Raw genomic sequence first — 17,110 nt, 5'->3', positions numbered from 1 at the left:
ATGCCTCCCGACCGCTGGCAGCAGCACAACATCGCCTTCGCCGACCGCGAGATTGCCCGACGCACCATCGCCGAACGCCTTGGCCCCGCCCTGATCGAGGCCGAGGCCGACGGCCAGCTGACCGGCTGGTGGTTCATGAACAAACGCCCTGGCCGCTGCGTTACCTCGCGGACAAGCCCTCAGCAGCCATCGAGTCGCTCCTGAGCGATCTCATCGGCGACGGCGTGGCCGTGTCGTGCCTGCCCTGCGTCTACGAGCCCGAGACCGACACCTTCGGCGGCCCGGAGGCCATGGACACAGCCCACGAACTGTTCCACAGCGACTCCCGCCACCTGCTCACCTACCAGCCGAGCCCGATGCACCTGGGACGCCGGGAATCCGCCGTCCTGCTGGCGAGCGTCATGATGCGCGGTGCCGGACTCGACTGGTTCGAACAGGGCGACGTATGGGCGAAGGTCGCGACCCTTCGACCAGCCACCGCTCCACAACCGTCCGAACGAGCCGCCGAACTGGCTCCGGCCATGCGCAAGCTCATGACCGCAGACGCCCACAGCCTCTGCCGCCCTGGTGGCCCACTCCACGCGCACGAGGAATGGGTGACCGCCTTCGAACGGGCCGGCGCCACGCTCGCCGACCTCGCAGGCCGCGGCGCCCTCACCCGCGGCCTGCGAGCCGTCATCGCCCACCACGTGATCTTCCACGCCAACCGCGCCGGTCTCCTCCGGTACGACCAGAGCGCCCTGTCCCACATCGCACGAGAGGTAGTCATGGGAACGAGTGACCACACCGAGTCGCCCACCGAGGCAACGGGCGACATCGATAGCGTCAGCGCGGTGAACACCGACGCGATCACCACCCCGAGGGCGGACGCCGAGCGCCTCCGCAACGCCCTGGTCGACCAGCTTCGGGCGGACGGACCCGCCCGCACGCCCGCCGTCGAGACCGCGTTGCGGACCGTTCCCCGCCACGTGTTCGTGCCCGACGCGTCACTCGAAGACGCCTACGCCAACGCACCGGTGCACATCAAGTACGACACCGACGGCACATCCATCTCCTGCGCCTCCCAGCCGGGCGTCGTCGCCCTCATGCTGGACCAGCTCGAAGCCCAGCCCGGCGAGCGCATCCTCGAACTCGGCGCAGGCACCGGCTACAACGCCGGTCTGCTCGCCCACCTGGTTGGCGAGAGCGGACACGTGACCACCCTCGACGTCGACGACGACCTCGTGGAGGGCGCCCGTGCGCACCTCGCCGCCGCCGGGATCACCAACGTCGAGGCCGTGACCCGCGACGGAGCACTCGGCTACGCCGAAGCAGCGCCGTACGACCGGATCATCGCCACTGTGGGCGCGCACGGCGTGCCGCACGCCTGGCTGCAGCAGCTCGCTCCCGGCGGTCGGCTCCTCGTCCCCCAGCGCCTGAAGGGCACGGTGTCCCGCTCCATCGCCTACGAGCAGCGCGACGGCCGGTGGGTCTCCCTCGGCAGCGAGATGAACACCTTCATGCCCCTTCGGCGGGGCATCGCCGATGACGACCGCCGAGTCATCCCGCTCAGCACGGACGGCACCGTACGACTCCAGGCCCCCGCCGGGCTCAGCATCGACGCCGATGCCCTCGCAGGTGTACTCGCCCAGCCGCGCACCGAGGAGTGGACCGGCATGACGGTCCGCGCCATGGAGTCGCCGGAGTGGATGGAACTGTTCGTCACCTGCTCCCTCCCCTCTGGTCTGATCCGGATGCTGTTCCCCCAGAGCGCCAAGGGCACGCTGCTCACCGAGGACCCCTACCCCTCGTCAACTGCGGTCGTTGACAAGGGTGCCGTTACCTACCTCGCCCGGCGCGTGTCCAATCAGAAGACCCCCGAGGGCGACAGGCTCTGGGAGTTCGGCGTCATCGGCCACGGCCCCGGCAGCGACGAGCTGGCCGCGAAGGTCGCCGACACCATCCGTACCTGGGACAGGGAGTACCGAGGTCGTGAGGCCACGTTCGAGATCCAGCCCCTCGACACCCCCGCCATCGAGCAGCGCCCCGGTCTCTTTGCCCTCGACACACCGCTGAACCGCATCGTCGTCGACTGGCGATGACGCCCCACGCGTAGCGGACGGTGCCCGTCGGCGTACAGCTGGCGGACACCGGCGCCTCATCAGTCTTCGCTCTCGACCTGGGGGATCCATGGACCCATACGGCCCCATAGCCCAGCGTTTCCCGCTCGTCGCCCGCTTCCGCCCCGCCTGCCTGCCCCTGCCTGAACGCGTACGCGCACTCGTCGACCTGGCCGACAACGCGGTGAAAAGGACCGACCAGGGGCTCGCCTCGGCCGTCTACAACCAGGCCGCGCTCATCGCCTCCGACCTCGACCTCCCCGAGCTCGCCCGCGAGATGTGCCACCAGCACGCCGCCGCCTACCTGTACGCCTGCCCCCTGCCCGGCATGAGCGCAATCCGCGGACTGGAACCGGCCGTCAACCTCGCTCGCCTCCAGATCCGCGCCGGCCACCCCGACGAGGGCCGTCAGCGACTCCTCAACCTGTACAAGGCCATCGAGACGGGCACAGCCGCCCGGTTCGAAGGCGTCAACGTACCTGCGAACCTCACTGCGACCGGCGAAGACCGCCAGGAGGTTCGCGCGTGGCTGTGGCGCGTCCTCCTCGCGGACGGCACGCGCACCCTCACCGCCGAGGGGCGATGGCCCGAGGCGCTGGCGCACATCGGAGCCCACCACGGCATCGGAAAGCGAATGCTCGACGGCCGACAGGTCGCCGTACTCGCCGCCCTCGTTGCGGGTGACACCGCGCGGGCCGCTGCCCTCCTTGCCGACACGATGCCCGGCGACCCGTGGGAACAAGCCGTCACGGCATGTCTGACCGTTCTATGCCGCCGCGACGCCGGGCAGCCGACCGACGGCCACCTGGCGGATCTGGTGACGGCCTACCTCGGACGGAAGGCCGAACCCGGGATGACCGTCTTCGACACCCGGCTCGGACTTACGGTCCTCGACGCATTCGGTTCCGCCGATGCGCTCGCCGCGCATCGCATCGTCGAGGGCCTCCATCGCAGGACGACGGACACCGAAGACGGCTATGCGGCCCGCGAGACCCTGGCTCACCCTCTGTTCACCGAGATCGCCACGGACCGGCAAATGCAGGACTGTCGCGTGCTGGTGCGCGCCTGCGCCCTCGGCTCAGGGACCCTTCCGAACGAGCTGCGAGGAGAACTGACGGCGGCTCTGCGCACCAGCGACCGCGTGATCCGGGAAAGCCTCGCACGTCCCTCAGATCCCGGAGGGACGCAGCCCCTGCGGCTCTGACGTCGTTTTACCGCCGCCGTCCTCGCGGTGCTTGCGGAACAACCGGGGCAGCCGTTGCCGTCGTCGGCAATGGCGCAGCGGACCGTTGTGTTGCGCTCCGGGCCTGCGCTGCCAGGGCTCGTGCAGTGGGCGCCGGCCTTGCGCTGAGGCGTTCGATTCGCCACGCCAGGGTCCTTGCGGGGGATCGGGCGTCCTCCAGGGTCCGCTGGTCGACAGCCTGCTGGAGAAGCTGCTCCGGGTTGTGGCCTGCTGCCTCGGCTTCGGCGAGGGCAGTGGTCAGGGCACCGAAGGCGGGATCTTCGGTGATCTGCTCGACGTGATCGGGCACGACTTGGTGCAGGTGGAGGATGTGCCTGTCCGCCGCCTGCTGAGGCGGTCGGCGCTGAGCGAGGGCGGCCAGTGGTGCGGCGGCTGCCTGGTCGTAGGCCGCCTGGAGGTGCAGCAGGGTCTGCTGGGCGGCGGCAACCTGCTGGTCGTGGTGGCGGAGCTGGTGCCAGCGAGCGGCGGCGATGACGACGAGGATCGCGGCGTCGAGGAACATCGCCAGGGCGGCGCCGTCCCTGGGTACCGGATCGCGGAGCATCGCCCGCACGGCACCACGCAGGGCGCGGGCGTGCTGGTGTTCGGCCTGGATGCGGGAGCGTGTGGCGCGCTCGAACGCCGTTGCCGCCTCTCGGAGCTGAGGCCGAAGAGCCTGGGGCGCGAGGAGAGGAAGGGCGTCGAGGGCTTCACCGAAGGCGGCGAGGTGGGCCTGGGAGGCTTCGTCGTCGGTCCGGTCGAGGTGGCGCGGGATGCGTTCTGCGGAAGCAGTGGCCTGGTGCCACGTGTTCGGCCTGCGCCGACCCGGCTGGGCGCCTGCCTGCGGTTCGGTGTTCTCCAGGCGTTCTCGGATCTTGGGGAAGGACAGGTCGGGGGCGAGTTCGGAGCCGGAGTACCAGACGGGCCTGTTGTCGGCGGTGGTGGTGTCTTCGGCAGCGACCTTGTAGCCGCGGACGTCGCCGGAGGGGAAGTGCACGATCTCGACGAGTACGCCGTCGATGTGGCTGAGCAGGTGGACGAACTCCTCCATAGTGGAAGCAGCGGCCACAGCGGTGCGCACGGTGGCACGCAGGCGCTCGCGAGCGGGCATTCGCTGGCCGGTACGGCGGGCCTTCTCCTGCTCGGCGCGGGTGGTCCGCTTGGCGGCGGTGCGGTCGCCGCGGGCGACGCGGAAGAGGCCGTATTCCTTCTCGATGGCGGCGAGTTCGCGGTCGGCGGTGAGGTAGTCGTTCCAGTGGCGTGCGGCGTGCAGATCTGCGCGGACCTTGGTGGCGGCGATGTGGATGTGGTCGGGGGCGTGGCGGACGGCGACCCAGCGGCAGCCGTCCGGATCACCGGCGGGCGCGATGCCGGTGGCCTCGACGACCCGGCGGGCGATGGCGGCCCACTCCTCGTCGCTGAGGTGGCGGTCGCTCTCGGCGGCCCGGATCGAGCAGTGCCACGTGTGCCGCTCCGGGGCACGGCCGAGCCGCCGGGCCTGCTTGACGTGCAGGTCGAGGTCGGCCACGAGGAGCCTCCTGGCCGCGTCAGGGTCCTCAGCGCGGCCGGGGTCGGGGGCGAAGCCGTCCCAGGAGGCGACCAGATGCGGGTCGGTGTGGTCCTTGGCCTTCTTCGTGTCGAACAGGTACCGGATCAGGCCCGCGGTCTCCTTGCCACCGCTGATCTTCGCGATCACCGGGCCGCCCGCTTGGCGACGGCCTGGTTCGCGGCGGCCGCGATGTGGCGGACGGCCGTGCCAACCGCGTCCAGGGTGCGCTCGGTCTGGGCCAGGACAGCGGTGTCCCCAGGGTGCGGGGGGCCGCCGGAGTTGAGCTTCTTGGTGATCTGGTTGAGGTTGCGGCCGATCCTGGCGACCTCGCTGCGCAGGGCGGTGAGCTCGTCGATGTAGTCGTCGAGCTCGGTGCGCTGGCCGGGCAGGGCGAGGTCGCCGTGGACGTGGGCCATGACGACGGCTCCAACGTAGTGGGCGCCGGCGATGTTCAGCGAGCGGGCCATGCGCTGGATGTCGGCCTTCTCCTCGACGCTGTAGCGGGCGTCGACTCGCTCCTTGCGTTGGCCGTTCGGATCGGGCTTGCGGCGTCGGGCGACGCGGTGCAGCGCGGCGGCTTCGGCGGCACGCGGCAGCGCGACGGCGGCGGTGTCGACGGGCTGTTCCTGCTCGGGCACCCCCTGGTGCCCGAGTGCCTCCGCCACCCCCGGGGCGGAGGCGTCCCCGCTGCGGCCGTCCCTGGACGGTCCAGCGGGATACCTTGCTCCCGCCGAGGTGGGGGTGGTCATCTCTGTTGGAGCGACCGGCAGTTCGTGGTGCGAGTCGTGCATTGATCGGTCTTCCATGAGGTTGGGGGCGGGGGCGGTCTCAGTGAGGGTGGTCGGCGCGCGCGGCCTGTTCCCTGGCCTTGACGGTGCGGACGACTTCTCCGGCGATGTCGCTGCCGACGCTGTAGCCGTTCGCGCGCACGGTCTCCTCCAGCAGGTCACGGGAGAGACGTCCGTGCTCGTCGTAGAGGTGATCTGCGTAGTCGATGAGGAGCTCGCGTGTGGCGCGCGGTTTGCGGCCCTGGCCATTCGGCTCCGCCCGCGAGGTCTTGCCCGGATCGTCGCCCTGCGGCTCCCCGCCCGGTTTCGATTCCGGGCTGGAGGTCGTGCGGGCGGGCTGCTGCGGGCGGTTCTCGGGCTGAGGGCGGGCTGCCCGGTCGGCAGTGTCACCGCCCGCGACCTTGGCGGGCGGGCGGCCCGGAGCCTCTGCCCGCTTCGCTGCCGTGGCCCGCGGGCGGGCGGTCACGGTGCCGCCCGTCGTGCGCTCGGCAAGATCGGGCCAACGGGCGGGCAACGGGACGGTGACCAGGGCGAGGGCCTGTTGGCGGGTGGCGAGCTTGCGCAGCAGCAGCTCGTCCTGGCGTTCGTCGCGGTCGACGTCGGCCTGCTCCAGGGCCTTGTGCAGGCGGCGGGTGAGGCGTCGGCCTCGCGGTTTGCTGCGTTTCTCGGGCTTCATGGTTTCTGCCCGGAGGATCAGGGTGACCGCCCGGTCGAGGGCGCGCTCGCGGATGATCCGGGCGGAGTCTGCGTCCCGGTCGGCGATCCCCAGGCGGGCCAGCAGCCGTTCGCGTGCCTGTCGGGTGAGGACGGCGGTCAGGCTGCGGGAGTCGGCGTGCGGGCTGCGGTTGCGTAGTTCGATGCCCATGGCCAGGTGCCACAGCACGGCCGCCAGCACCGGGCCGACGAAGGCGCGCACGGTTCCGCCGATCAGTCCGGACTCGGCGTAAGCGGGCACGATCTGCACGCCGGTGATCACCCAGGTGAGGGTGCCGGGCGCTCCGGGTGCCTGCTTGGGGCCGTTGAGGTTCTGCCGGGCCATCAGGGCGGTGGCGAACAGGGCGAGTTCGGCGGCGGCGAACATCGCGGCGCGCTCGACGGTGCCGCCCATGTCGAGGTAGTCGGCGGCGAACCGCCAGCTCGTGTCCGCGCTGTAGGCGGTGCAGCCGATCGCAGCGACGGCGGCGACCGGGACGGCGGCGGTGACACGTTGCTGCCTGTTGCCGCGCTTGCGGGCGCGCTGCCACAGCCATCCAGCGGCCAAGGCGAGGGCAACGAGTGGGGCTACGGCTGCTGTGGGTGAGGGGATCCAGTGCGCCAGGGACGCTGCCTGGGACTTTGCGGCGCTTGTGGCCACGATGCTGCCGGATGTCATGCAGGGGCTCTCCAAGGGCCCGCGCGATCGAGGGCATGCCTGTGCGCGGGCGGGTGAGGTGAAGGCAGGGGGGAGGGAGACGCGCGGCTGCCGTCAGGCGGCGGGCGCAGTACGGCGTCGGTCGGGGCCGGTGAGGATGACGCGTTCGGTCATCTCGGCGAGGCGGGAGGCGACGCGGTCGCCGAGCGCGGTGCGGAGCTCGGCGGTGGGGAGGTTGGTGGTGATGAGGGTGGGGAGCATGTGCTCGTACCGGTGGTTGATCAGCCGGTAGGTCAGCTCCTCGGTCCACTCGCTGGTCTTGGCCGCGCCGAGGTCGTCCAGGAGCAGAAGCGGGCAGCGGGCCAGCGTCTGCAGTTCCCGTTCTCCGTCGTGGCCGGCGCGGGGGCGGAGCCGCGCGTGGAGGTCGGCGGAGGTGGTGGCCTCCCAGCGCAGGCGGACGCCTCGGGTGAGGAGCGCGCGGACGGCGCCGTACGCCTGGTGGGTTTTGCCAGTGCCGGTGGGGCCGGCGATCAGCAGCGACGGGCCCTCGGCGATGCCGGGTCCGGTCGGGCCGGGGCGTCCGGCGCGGGCGATCTGGTCGGCCCAGGCGGTGATCTGGGGGTGGTTGGCCAGGGCGCGGCGGTAGCGGGCGGGGATGCGCGCGTCGGCCAGCTCCAGGGCGGTGACGCGCTCGGCAGGTGGTTCCTGGGCGGCAGCGGCGGTGGGGTCGATGCCGCGGCTGGCCAGGATGCCGTTGAGCCGGTCGGCGAGTGGGCCGAGCTGGCGAGGCTCTCGGCTGAGGGTGGCGGTCAGAGCTCATCTCCGTAGGCGGCGACGACGTCGGTGGGGTTCGTCCACGCCCGGTGGGCGGCGGGCGTGGCGGGGGAGGCGGCGTTCATGACCTCGTGGACGAGGCTGGGCAGGACGCTCGGGGACAGGCCCTTGACGCGATGGCGTTCGAGGGCGGCCCGGAGATGGGTGGGGGAGATGCCCTCGTCGAGCAGTTTGCGCACCTGTCCGCCGAGCTGGTTCAGAAAGGCATCCGGCGGGCGGTGGGTGCACGCAGCGACGTACTCGCCAAGGAGCTGCTTGGCCGAGACGGTGTCAGGCGCGAGGGCGCTTGCGCCCCCCGAAGGGGTATCTCCTAGATCCATGATCCTAGGTCCTAGATCCGGGCAGTGAGGCTTCACCGACGGCTCCGGGAGCTCTCCGTGAGTCCTCACTGAGGACGCCGTGAATCTGCCCTGACCTGCGACTTCGTCATCGGTGTCCGGATTCACTGCGGGCTCGCACATCTCCCCTGAGCCCTCACGGAGAGCTCCGCGAGGCGACAGTGAGGGCTCCGTGAAGCCGACCCCTGCGGCGCTTGGCATGGCTCCGGCGGCCGGGGTGTCGTGGTGCGGGCAGGAGGGGAGGCGGCTCTTGCTGGGCCGGTTGATCTTCTGGTGCCGGCTCCAGGTGACGATGTGCAGGTACCGCTTGTCGTCCGGCCCCGTGTAGCGGCAGATCAGCCCGGCGTCGGCGAGCTGGGCGAGGTCAGTCTCGACGTCCGAGGGCCCGTGTTCAGGGCGAAGCACCCACAGTTGTCCCGCGATGATCGCGGCGTGGTCGCGGTGGCGGCCCTGGTCGTCGGCCTGGGTGAGAAGGCCGAGGAAGGTGCGCTCGGCGGTCAGGGAGACGGCGGCCAAGGACTCGGAGACGAAGGCTTCGGGCTTGATGGTGCGGATTCGGGCCAAGAGGGGCGGTTCCTCACTCGGTTGCAGATGGGCGGGCACCCATTGCTCACCGTCGATGGGCGGTACGGGCTTCAGGGGTGGGGGAGTTGACTGGTTCTGCCGCGCGGGGCGCGTCGATGGCCACTCGCGCTTTCCGGGGGTGTCGTCAACATAGCCACACCCATGCGGCGCAAGTCCAGCCCTTTCCCGCGCAATCTCTCACGGCAGAAAGGCGCAGAGAAAGGAGTCGGGAAGGGGAGGTTGCAAAACTGTAGGGCACGATCGGCGGTTGACGAAATAGTTGCCTTGGTTGCCGAGCCAGAAGCATCACATAGAGAAGCCGTTGGCGCCCCGCCGAGAGGGAAGCTACAACACAACACCCCACGTCAGAGCACTCGCAGAGTGGCAGTAGATGTACCGGATTTCGATACATCCCGACCTTCCGCGGTCGCTTACCCGGCCAACCGCGCGAGCGCAACATAGACGACGATCGCCGGTTCACCAAACCGGCGAATGCGAGCTACAAATGGAGCCATGGCAGCACGACCCCTGGAAATCGGTCCGTACGGAATACGGGCCGCCCGCACCATCGAAATCCTCCGCACGGAACGCGGCCTCGCTCAACGCGAACTCGCCGCCCATGTCACCGCCCTCGGCCGCCCGATGTCCAACACGATGCTGTCCCGCATCGAACGCGCCCAACGCCGGCGCGACGTCGACGACCTAGTCGCTCTCGCCCAAGCCCTGGATGTCCCTCTCCTCACCCTGCTCCAGTGATCGGCTCGTGAGGCGAGAGGCAGCCGACTCCTGCGTGTCCGGCCCCCTGCCCTGTCGGCTCGTGAGCTGAGTCTGCCGGGGGCTTATAGCACCCGATCCCCGGTTACCGAAACCGGGGATTCTCCGGATGGTTTGAGGTGTCCAACGGGACCGACCCCTCTGTCCCACGTGGCTAGACGCGCCCCAACCCAACCAAGGGAGTACACGAAGTGCCTGCGCTTTCCCCGCGCTGCCGTACCGAAGAGTCGGCTGTCGCAGAGTTCCGCCCCCACTCCAGCGTCCTCCGACCGACCGTTTCGGCTCTTCCCCACGCCTTCAAGGCGTGAGATCAGCCCGAGGCCCCGCCTGACAACGGCGCGGTTGCCAGACGCCTGCCCCGCACATCGCCAGCCCTCGTGCCCACGACGCGTCACGCCGTAACCCCTGACGCCTCGATGCCCTGGCAAGGCTGATTGGCCTTCTGCTGAACCGGCCTACAGCCCGGCTGCCGAATCGCCGGGCCACTCATCCCACCCCACCTGCACCGCCAAGGACTCCCCATGCCTGCCCGCTTGCTCTCCATACCCGCTGTCGCCGCCGCTCTGGACGTCGACCGCCGCACCGTCTACCGCTTCATCGCCGCCGGCGACTTGCCCGTCGTCGATCTCCGTACCGGGCCCGGACGTTCCCGCGTGCGTGTACCCGCTGCCGGTCTGGAGGAGTTCATCAGCAGCAGGACCGTCACCCCGGCCATGGCCCGTCGCTGACCCACACCAGTTTCCGAATCCCTCGGCAGTCGAACAAGGAGTAGATCCACGTACCTCCGGAAACTGGCATCCGGCAAGTGGCAGGCGACCGTACGCAACAGAGCGGGAGACCGGTTCAGCGAGTCGTTCCCCCTCAAAGCACAGGCCCGAGCCTGGGGCGCCGACATGGAGACCCAGTTCTCTCGCGGCGCCCTGCGCGACCCGCGAGCGGGCGAGATCTCCTTCAGCGACTGGCACGACCGGTGGTGGAACGCCCGCATCGTCGAGCCCCACACCTTGCGCGGCGACGCCTCCTCCATCAAGAACCATGTCCTGCCCTACTGGGAGGGCTGGGAGATGCGGGCCATCACCCGCATGGACATCCAGAGCTGGATCCGCGCCCTGGTGGAGAAGGGCGCGGGAGCCTCCGCGATCAAGAGGGCGTACAACCTGACGTCCTCCATGATGCGCGCGGCGGTCGACGACGACATCCTCGCGGTGAGCCCTTGCCGCAACATCGACCTGCCGGCCATCGCGGTCAAGCCGCCGCAGTGGTTCGCGCTCGATCAGGCGCAGAGCATTCTGGACGAACTCCCCACGCCCTGGCGGACTATGTGCTTGCTCGGCTTCTACACCGGGCGGCGCTGGGGCGAGCTCTCCGGCCTTCACCGCCACCGCATCGACCAGCGCCGCTCGCGCCTCTTCGTCGTGGAGGTCAACACCAAGAGCGGCATCAAGGAGTATCCGAAGAGCTCCAAGAGCCGTCGCGAAGTCCCGCTCCCGCCCCACGTCCTGGAGACCCTCGAACGCCACATCCACCGGCTCGAACGGGACGCCGTGGTGTTCACCACCATCACCAAGGGTCGCGCCGGCCGCCTCCTCAGCGACAGCAACTGGCGCACACAGACGTGGTGGCCGGCCGTCGACGGCGCCCGCTACTTCGACGGCGACGGCGAGCAACAGCCTGTCCCGCACTACCCGCCGCACTCCATGCGCCACACCTGCGCCTCATGGCTGGTCCAGAAGGGAGTCTCGCTCTACGAGGTCCAGCACCTCCTCGGACACGAGAGCTTCCAAACCACCCAGCGCTACGCCCACCTGCAACCGGACGCGCACAAGGCCGTTCTCGGCGCCTGGGAGCGTTTGGACGCGCCCCTGACCATTGCCGCATGAACGTCCTTCGCCCTGTCCTCATGGACAGGGCGAAGGTGTTTGTGTGTTTGCAGAGACGTCGGTCAGGCGCGCCGGTCGGTCGGCTCGTCGTTTCTCGGCGCGGCCAAGCGCGACTGAGCACTGGATGCTTGGTCGGGTGCGGTGGCTCGGTGGCCGTGTAGTCGATAGACCATGTCGTCGGGACAACGGTCCAGGCGGGCCCGGCGCCAGGCGACGTCGTAGGACAGGGGTGTTGCGCTGCGCCGTTGAATGAACAGGGCTCGGAGGCTGGTCAGGGGTGCCAGCAGCATCCGCCACAGGGCGAGCTTCATGGGTGCGCCCTTCGGGGTGCTCCGTCAGACCCGGACATGTCCACTGCTGCGATGCCGCTGGGGAGACTGCCGCCGTTGAGAGCCTTAAGGGAGTCGGACAGCACGAGCATGGCCTGCTGTCGCTTCTCAATGTTCGTGAACCCTTGGCCGACCTGCTCCCATTGCTGCAGGAGCGGGAACCACCAGCGGTCGCAGGAGCAGATCAGGCGCGCAAGGCGCTGGAGTTCGGCAACATGCTCGTCGCCCAGGGCGCCGGGGGCGTGGTGTTCGAGTTGGTCCAGGACGACGAGGTCCGGGTGGTCGTAGAGGTTGTCCTTCAAGAAGCGCAGGCGGCGGACGCGTTGCTCGTCCGCTGCCCGCTGCGCCAGCAGCTCCTGTGCTGCGCTGGGCAGACCGAGAGTCGCCTTGACGTTCAGCAGGCAGTAGTTCAGGGCACGGCGGGGCAGAGTGCCGAGAGCCGCGTTGACGACGTCCTGTGCGGCGGGCACGTCCGAGGCGCGCAGACGTACAGCTGTCTCGGTCGCCGTGGCATGCACGGTGGCGCGTACCGTCTCCTCCACGCTGGGAGGCACCCGCCATAGTGGTCGCCAGGTGATTGTGTATAGGGCCTCGAAGGCGATGCCATCGGTGGCACTGGGCAGCAATCGTGGCTGGGCAGACCTGCTTGTACGGACGGCGCGGCGCCATGGCCACCTCATACGAGGTTCTCTTCGAGCGGGAAGACCGTGCGCACACGGCTGTCGACGAGGTGGTTGTAGAAGTCGTCGGCCACGCTGAAACCCTCAACGGTGGAGATGCCGCGCAGCCCGCTCATGAACCTCCAGCCGGCCTCGAACATGTTGTGGCCCCGCAGCGCCGGCAGAAGCTGGTCGCGCAACTGCATATAGGCGCTGGGATCGTCGGCACAAGCACGGATCCAGTCCGTCAGACGCGAGGTGACCTCGGCGGCGGTCTCCGAAGAGGACAGCAGGTCGTGGACGCCGCGCTGTACGTCGATGTCCGTGGGAGGGGTGTCCACGAGCCACGGCGTGCCGTCGTGGCCGAGGGTCATCAATGCTAGGAAGGCCAGGGCGCCGCTGCGAGCGGAGGAGACCTTGCCCCGCTGCCAGCTCACGACTTCACCGGCCAGTCGCAGGGCGACGGTGGGGTGAAGGACCAGAGAGTCGAAGGCAGCCTGGACTTGGCCGATCACGGTGCCGGAGGTGTTCTTGTGCGTGACCCGGCGCAGGCGCACCATTGCCCGCTTGGCCAGAGAAGTGGCGACGGAGGAGTCCTCCAGGATGCGTCGGCACAGTGTAATCACCGCGGGCGCGTAACTCTCCTTCTCTGCCCATCCGTACAGCGCCTCCCACGCCAGGCGTCCCACGTGTTCGTTATGCACGGCACGTTCCATGACCGCACCAAGCACCTTGGGATGACTGCTGCCGACCAGGCCGCCCAGTGTCGTGAGGTAGTCCACCGATCCGTGCCGCACGGTGAGCTCGGCCAACGCAGCCACCGCGTTGTCTTCCGGATCGGCGCTTTGAGCCGTCGCGACGAGCCAGGTCAGCAAGGGCTCACGCATGACGTCGTAGTTGTCCCAGACATACTCCAGCACGGCGCGTCCATAAGCAGGCCGGTCGAAGACCACGGTGTCCTGCAGGTCGACTTCACCCCCGACATCCTGGATGCGCCGACGCATTCCCCGTCCGGCCAGCGCACTGAGGGGCGGTGAGAATTTTGCTGCTGCGCCGGGAGCGTCGGGGGCGTCGCCGATGGCTTTCAGCAGAGCGGCCGCACTGCGCGCGACGACGGGCATGGGTGCCGTCTGCTGCACAGCTAGGGCCAGCAGCAGACAGCGGTCCTCCACGGTGAGTGAGGGGTTGTCGTGGGCGTACAGGCTGTTCATCTCGCCGAACCGGCCGTCGAGTTCGCCGCGCCAGTCGGTCAGAGCCGCGATGATGCGTTCTTCCAGCGTGGCCGGGGTTCCGCCGTCGGAGTCTGCCCGCACTCGCGACTGCTGGGAGCCGACGTGGATATGTTCCTTCCAAGCCGTCACGGCGGAGTACGCGGCCCGTACGGCGGCCACCGCCGTCAGTCCGCGCAAGGAAGCCGTGGCCTTGGGGAAGGAGCGAAGCGATGTGACCAGCTGTCCGTAGCCGTTGGCGTCCAGATGCGCCTCTACGACTTCCTGGGCATCGGGAGCCTCGTGCAGACGAACCACTTGGATGCCGTCGCGATCGCTGAGACGGTGATCCTTCCACAGGTCCTGTGCCACGGTCAGCGCCAGATAGGAACCGCAACCCCGGAGGTGGGCGGTGTGTTCCGACAGCGCGTCGAGGAAGTCGGCCGATACCTGATCTTTCTCCGGGTGCTTGAGGTCAAGCTGGTAGGCGTGCGCGATCTCCAGCGGCAGGCGTCCTTTGCTGGGGGTCTTCCAGTCTGCGTCCAACTTGACCAGGGTGGCGTCGTGAGCAGTGTGCTCGGCCAGAAGCCGCAGTGCGAGGGTTGTCGAGCCGAATGAGCGGGGCGCGACGATGATGATCACGGGCTGGTGGGGGCGGCTGGTGGCGGGATTGACGATCTGCTCCCAGATCGTGTTCCAGTGCGCGCTGCGAACGAACGGCTGATCGAGCAGTCGCTCGCGACTTTGCTCGACGCCCTCCAGTAAGTCCTGCTTTCGGGTCTCAAGGATCAGCTGTTTGATGTGGTGGGCGACGACATCGGGGTTCCCATACACGTGTGTCGCCCGGTCCTGCGTTTCATGCACGCGATGCGCGGGAGAGGCGGCATCCGGTGGTAGGGGAGCGAGGGAAGGAGATGGGGCGTCAGGGGTCGCGTCCCGTCGGTCGGGAGCGCCGGATCCGGGGCGCAAGCGATGCAGCCAGCCGCCGGAGCCGTTGGACTGGTTCTCGGTAGCTTCGCTGGTCGGTTGGATGGGGTCGAACGGCACGTCAGACATACGAGTGCTCCAGGGTGAGTGTGGGAAGAGTGGGAGGGCGGAAGGCCAGGCGACTCACCGCTGGCGGCGATCGATTCGCAGGGTGTCGATGCTGTTGGCGATCGTGGCGTCGCTGACCTGACCGTGGAACTGGAACGTGCCGCCGCTGCCGGAAACCGGTGTCACTGACGCGTCGCTCGGCTGCGCGGTGGAGGAGGGAGCAGCGGCCGGTGATGCGGCGTCCGTGACGTAGGGGCGTACGGCCGGCCCGGTCAGGCCCGGCACATGAATCCGGCAAGGCTGCTCGAAGCCGGGCTTGTCGCCGACGCGGGCAACCGCCTCAAGGAAGTGGTGTGGGCCCAGATCCTGCGTGCGGCCCGCGTGCACGGTGCGCTGGTAGACGATCTCGGAGAGCGCGGCAGCAAGGAAGCCGCCACTGTCCTTCGCGGCGGACAGCGCCTGGCGGTTCGCCTGGCTGTCGAGCAGCCGGGTGGTGTCATTGATGGCGTCACCGCGGTGGTCGGGCAGGGACAGCGGGCCGACGTGCACACTGGCCCGCAGCCGCAGGACGGGACTACTGGCCAGCCGCTGCCGCTCGTAGCGCACCAGAGCCGCATCGAGCCGGCCGAGCAGCGGGTCCACGAGACGTGCCAGCACCGAGGGCGGGAACAGCAGGATCGCCCCGTCGCCACTGTCCTTGTAGCCGCCGGGGAGTTCCTGTGGGTCGGGCAGCTGACATTCGGCGAGCACAGTCGCCACGATGTCGTCCACGTCGCACCGGGCGGCGGCCATCTTCGCCTCGGGGATCTGGCTGTACTTCTCCATGTCGATCGCCACAAGGGCGAGTTCGGCGGGCACATCCAGGGGCTCTGCGTGCAGCGGCGCATCCATTGAGCACCGTCCTTTCAGCACAGGCGGTCAGGGAAGTGCCCATGCTGATCAGGCGGGACGGCCGCCGCTGCCCAGTAGTGGGCACGCCTGAAGTGCGGCCCGTCACGCCTGCGTACGCGCGTGCAACTGAATCGAATGGATGTCGCGAACGAGGAGCCCACCGCTGGAGGTGGTGCGGACCCAGTCCTGCTCACGCCAGGGCTTGAGTGCGTTGACCACCGCGTTGCGGGAAGCGCCAATCATCTGAGACAGCTCCGTCTGGGTCAGACGCACGGCAAGATCCGAAGCCGAAGCGGATGCGGCCTCGACCAGCCGCGACAGAGCCGATGCCAGACGGAGCGGCACAGACGCAGTGGCCAGTTCGAGCCGCACGGCCTCGGATTCCCTGACTCGGGCGATGGCATGGCGCAGGAGCGGGGCCAGCAGATCATGCTCCTCAACGAACGTGAGGAAAGCGGCAGCCGGGATGATGCGGATCTGACAGGACTCGGCGGCGATGACCGTGGCCGTGCGAGGCTGGGAGTCCAACACGGCCAGTTCACCGAGTAACTCACCGGCGCCGCGCACGGCAAGAAGCGTCCTTTCTCCGCAGACCCCGGCCAGGGTGATCAGCGTTGACCCGGACTCCAGCACGATCACGTGAGTTGCTGGATCTCCCTGCCGGAGCAGCACACTCCGAGCCGGCCTGACGCGCTGCGGTGCGAGCGCCTTCAGGCGTGCCCATAACTTGTCGCCGATCACCGTGGCATGCGGCTGATACACGCGTCCCCCTGCTATGCGGCCCCAACACACTTAGGTGATCGTCTCAACTAACCAGAATGTTGCTCAATAGACACATTCCAGCCATCAGGAGTGCTGCTAGGGCAAAGTCGACGGCCAGGCGGGCCGCTCGCAGCTTCCTGTCCGCCAGCCAGGCCAGCACTTGTAGTCGGCGGCCCTCGACATGCCGTTCAAGCTCCCCACGAGCAGTCGTACTCACACCGGCCCGGTCGTGTACGAGTGCCTCGCCCATCAATTCGGTATGCAGCCCCGCCCTTGGGACCACGGGCCGCAGCGCGAGCAGCGCAGCCCCTATCGCGGCCATCAGCAACAGACACATCAGGACAAGGGAAAACACCGCGATGGGGGGCATGCCGTGTGCACTCGACAGCACGGCAACCCCTGCAGCCAGCAGGCCACCGGCTATTCCGCACAACGCCGTTGCTTTTGTATCGGCCCTCTGCACCTCGACGAAGGCGCGTTCAGCGTGCCCTTTCAGCCGGTCCATCTCCGTCGGAATACTGCCTGGCTCGCGCATGTCGTCCCACACCCCTCCGCGGCCGTCGCCTGCTTGTCGTGGCAGTTGCCAGCCTGCTCTCAGCTGACGAGGATTGATGCCAACCGCAGGGCATGAGGAGGGGTAGGTTCCTCACTCCATGGCCTTCCGTGGGGCGTAGTCACGGGGATGTGGGTCGACGTCGGCGGGGCGGCGCCAGCGCCTACCGCTGGCTGAGCCTCGTTGGGCGGAGGCCAGCTCATGCCTCGGCCGTGACGCTCGTTTGACGCTCCGGGCGTCCGTGGGGTCCTTCGGCGGGGCTACAAATGGCGGC

15 protein-coding genes and 1 pseudogene are annotated in these 17,110 nt (G+C 69.0%); 5 read left to right on the top strand and 11 right to left on the bottom strand.

The window, feature by feature from the left end; genetic code table 11:
• Both fxlM and BEK98_RS11625 read left to right on the top strand, forming a co-directional pair.
• Positions 1-2,081: pseudogene (gene fxlM / locus BEK98_RS11630) on the top strand (methyltransferase, FxLD system).
• An 88-nt stretch (positions 2,082-2,169) separates the two neighbouring features.
• Positions 2,170-3,303 carry a hypothetical protein gene (locus BEK98_RS11625; RefSeq protein WP_094216378.1) on the top strand — a complete coding sequence of 378 codons (1,134 nt, stop codon included), beginning with the start codon at positions 2,170-2,172 and terminating at the stop codon, positions 3,301-3,303.
• A 7-nt stretch (positions 3,304-3,310) separates the two neighbouring features.
• On the opposite strand, the gene BEK98_RS11620 is transcribed toward BEK98_RS11625, so the two are convergent.
• The 5 genes from BEK98_RS11620 to BEK98_RS11600 all read right to left on the bottom strand — a co-directional run bounded on the left by BEK98_RS11620 (position 3,311) and on the right by BEK98_RS11600 (position 8,745).
• A complete protein-coding gene (locus BEK98_RS11620) occupies positions 3,311-5,017 on the bottom strand; it encodes a relaxase/mobilization nuclease domain-containing protein (protein ID WP_094216377.1) in 1,707 nt (568 codons plus the stop codon).
• Complete coding sequence (locus BEK98_RS11615) at positions 5,014-5,661, bottom strand: MobC family plasmid mobilization relaxosome protein (RefSeq protein ID WP_078625265.1); 648 nt, start codon at positions 5,659-5,661, stop codon at positions 5,014-5,016. The genes BEK98_RS11620 and BEK98_RS11615 overlap by 4 nt, the downstream gene beginning before the upstream one ends.
• A gap of 37 nt (positions 5,662-5,698) precedes the next feature.
• Positions 5,699-7,030, bottom strand: a complete 1,332-nt coding sequence (locus BEK98_RS11610; protein WP_208643080.1) for a hypothetical protein — start codon at positions 7,028-7,030, stop codon at positions 5,699-5,701.
• Positions 7,031-7,123: 93 nt separating this feature from the next.
• Positions 7,124-7,822: an ATP-binding protein gene (locus tag BEK98_RS11605; protein WP_094216376.1), complete on the bottom strand. Its 699-nt coding sequence runs from the start codon at positions 7,820-7,822 to the stop codon at positions 7,124-7,126.
• Entirely contained in the window at positions 7,819-8,745 is a 927-nt protein-coding gene (locus BEK98_RS11600; protein ID WP_094216375.1) for a hypothetical protein, read from the bottom strand. The genes BEK98_RS11605 and BEK98_RS11600 overlap by 4 nt, the downstream gene beginning before the upstream one ends.
• A gap of 513 nt (positions 8,746-9,258) precedes the next feature.
• Here BEK98_RS11600 and BEK98_RS11595 point away from each other — a divergent pair.
• The 3 genes from BEK98_RS11595 (at position 9,259) to BEK98_RS11585 (ending at position 11,399) form a co-directional block, all read left to right on the top strand.
• On the top strand, positions 9,259-9,501 hold the full coding sequence (locus tag BEK98_RS11595; protein WP_094216374.1) for a helix-turn-helix domain-containing protein: 243 nt from the start codon (positions 9,259-9,261) through the stop codon (positions 9,499-9,501).
• Between the two features lie 539 nt (positions 9,502-10,040).
• Positions 10,041-10,247 carry a helix-turn-helix domain-containing protein gene (locus BEK98_RS11590; protein ID WP_094216373.1) on the top strand — a complete coding sequence of 69 codons (207 nt, stop codon included), beginning with the start codon at positions 10,041-10,043 and terminating at the stop codon, positions 10,245-10,247.
• 165 nt (positions 10,248-10,412) lie between these two features.
• Positions 10,413-11,399 (top strand): tyrosine-type recombinase/integrase, encoded by a 987-nt coding sequence (locus tag BEK98_RS11585; RefSeq protein ID WP_244201836.1) that lies wholly within the window; start codon positions 10,413-10,415, stop codon positions 11,397-11,399.
• Between the two features lie 62 nt (positions 11,400-11,461).
• On the opposite strand, the gene BEK98_RS48540 is transcribed toward BEK98_RS11585, so the two are convergent.
• The 6 genes from BEK98_RS48540 to BEK98_RS11560 form a co-directional block, all read right to left on the bottom strand.
• Positions 11,462-11,710 (bottom strand): hypothetical protein, encoded by a 249-nt coding sequence (locus BEK98_RS48540; RefSeq protein ID WP_143684107.1) that lies wholly within the window; start codon positions 11,708-11,710, stop codon positions 11,462-11,464.
• Complete coding sequence (locus BEK98_RS11580) at positions 11,707-12,270, bottom strand: hypothetical protein (RefSeq protein ID WP_244201835.1); 564 nt, start codon at positions 12,268-12,270, stop codon at positions 11,707-11,709. The genes BEK98_RS48540 and BEK98_RS11580 overlap by 4 nt, the downstream gene beginning before the upstream one ends.
• 134 nt (positions 12,271-12,404) lie before the next feature.
• Complete coding sequence (locus tag BEK98_RS11575) at positions 12,405-14,651, bottom strand: hypothetical protein (RefSeq protein ID WP_244201834.1); 2,247 nt, start codon at positions 14,649-14,651, stop codon at positions 12,405-12,407.
• Positions 14,652-14,705: 54 nt separating this feature from the next.
• Entirely contained in the window at positions 14,706-15,521 is an 816-nt protein-coding gene (locus BEK98_RS11570; RefSeq protein WP_094216369.1) for a hypothetical protein, read from the bottom strand.
• 102 nt (positions 15,522-15,623) lie between these two features.
• Complete coding sequence (locus BEK98_RS11565) at positions 15,624-16,193, bottom strand: Crp/Fnr family transcriptional regulator (protein ID WP_279635462.1); 570 nt, start codon at positions 16,191-16,193, stop codon at positions 15,624-15,626.
• A 133-nt stretch (positions 16,194-16,326) separates the two neighbouring features.
• Positions 16,327-16,818 (bottom strand): Pycsar system effector family protein, encoded by a 492-nt coding sequence (locus BEK98_RS11560; protein ID WP_128430942.1) that lies wholly within the window; start codon positions 16,816-16,818, stop codon positions 16,327-16,329.
• Between the last annotated feature and the right edge of the window lie 292 nt (positions 16,819-17,110).

Source organism: Streptomyces diastatochromogenes (assembly GCF_002242805.1).
GTDB classification, from domain to species: domain Bacteria; phylum Actinomycetota; class Actinomycetes; order Streptomycetales; family Streptomycetaceae; genus Streptomyces; species Streptomyces diastatochromogenes.
Note: the sequence above shows the minus strand (reverse complement) of the source record. Positions and strands in the feature narration are given on the sequence as shown.

Bases quoted from the DNA above. Each gene is read 5' to 3' on its own strand.
- BEK98_RS11625 (WP_094216378.1), top strand. From the start codon at position 2,170: ATGGACCCATACGGCCCCATAGCCCAGCGTTTCCCGCTCGTCGCCCGC.
- BEK98_RS11615 (WP_078625265.1), bottom strand. From the start codon at position 5,661: ATGCACGACTCGCACCACGAACTGCCGGTCGCTCCAACAGAGATGACC.
- BEK98_RS11610 (WP_208643080.1), bottom strand. From the start codon at position 7,030: ATGACATCCGGCAGCATCGTGGCCACAAGCGCCGCAAAGTCCCAGGCA.
- BEK98_RS11595 (WP_094216374.1), top strand. From the start codon at position 9,259: ATGGCAGCACGACCCCTGGAAATCGGTCCGTACGGAATACGGGCCGCC.
- BEK98_RS11590 (WP_094216373.1), top strand. From the start codon at position 10,041: ATGCCTGCCCGCTTGCTCTCCATACCCGCTGTCGCCGCCGCTCTGGAC.
- BEK98_RS11585 (WP_244201836.1), top strand. From the start codon at position 10,413: ATGGAGACCCAGTTCTCTCGCGGCGCCCTGCGCGACCCGCGAGCGGGC.
- BEK98_RS48540 (WP_143684107.1), bottom strand. From the start codon at position 11,710: ATGAAGCTCGCCCTGTGGCGGATGCTGCTGGCACCCCTGACCAGCCTC.
- BEK98_RS11575 (WP_244201834.1), bottom strand. From the start codon at position 14,651: ATGTCTGACGTGCCGTTCGACCCCATCCAACCGACCAGCGAAGCTACC.
- BEK98_RS11570 (WP_094216369.1), bottom strand. From the start codon at position 15,521: ATGGATGCGCCGCTGCACGCAGAGCCCCTGGATGTGCCCGCCGAACTC.
- BEK98_RS11560 (WP_128430942.1), bottom strand. From the start codon at position 16,818: ATGCGCGAGCCAGGCAGTATTCCGACGGAGATGGACCGGCTGAAAGGG.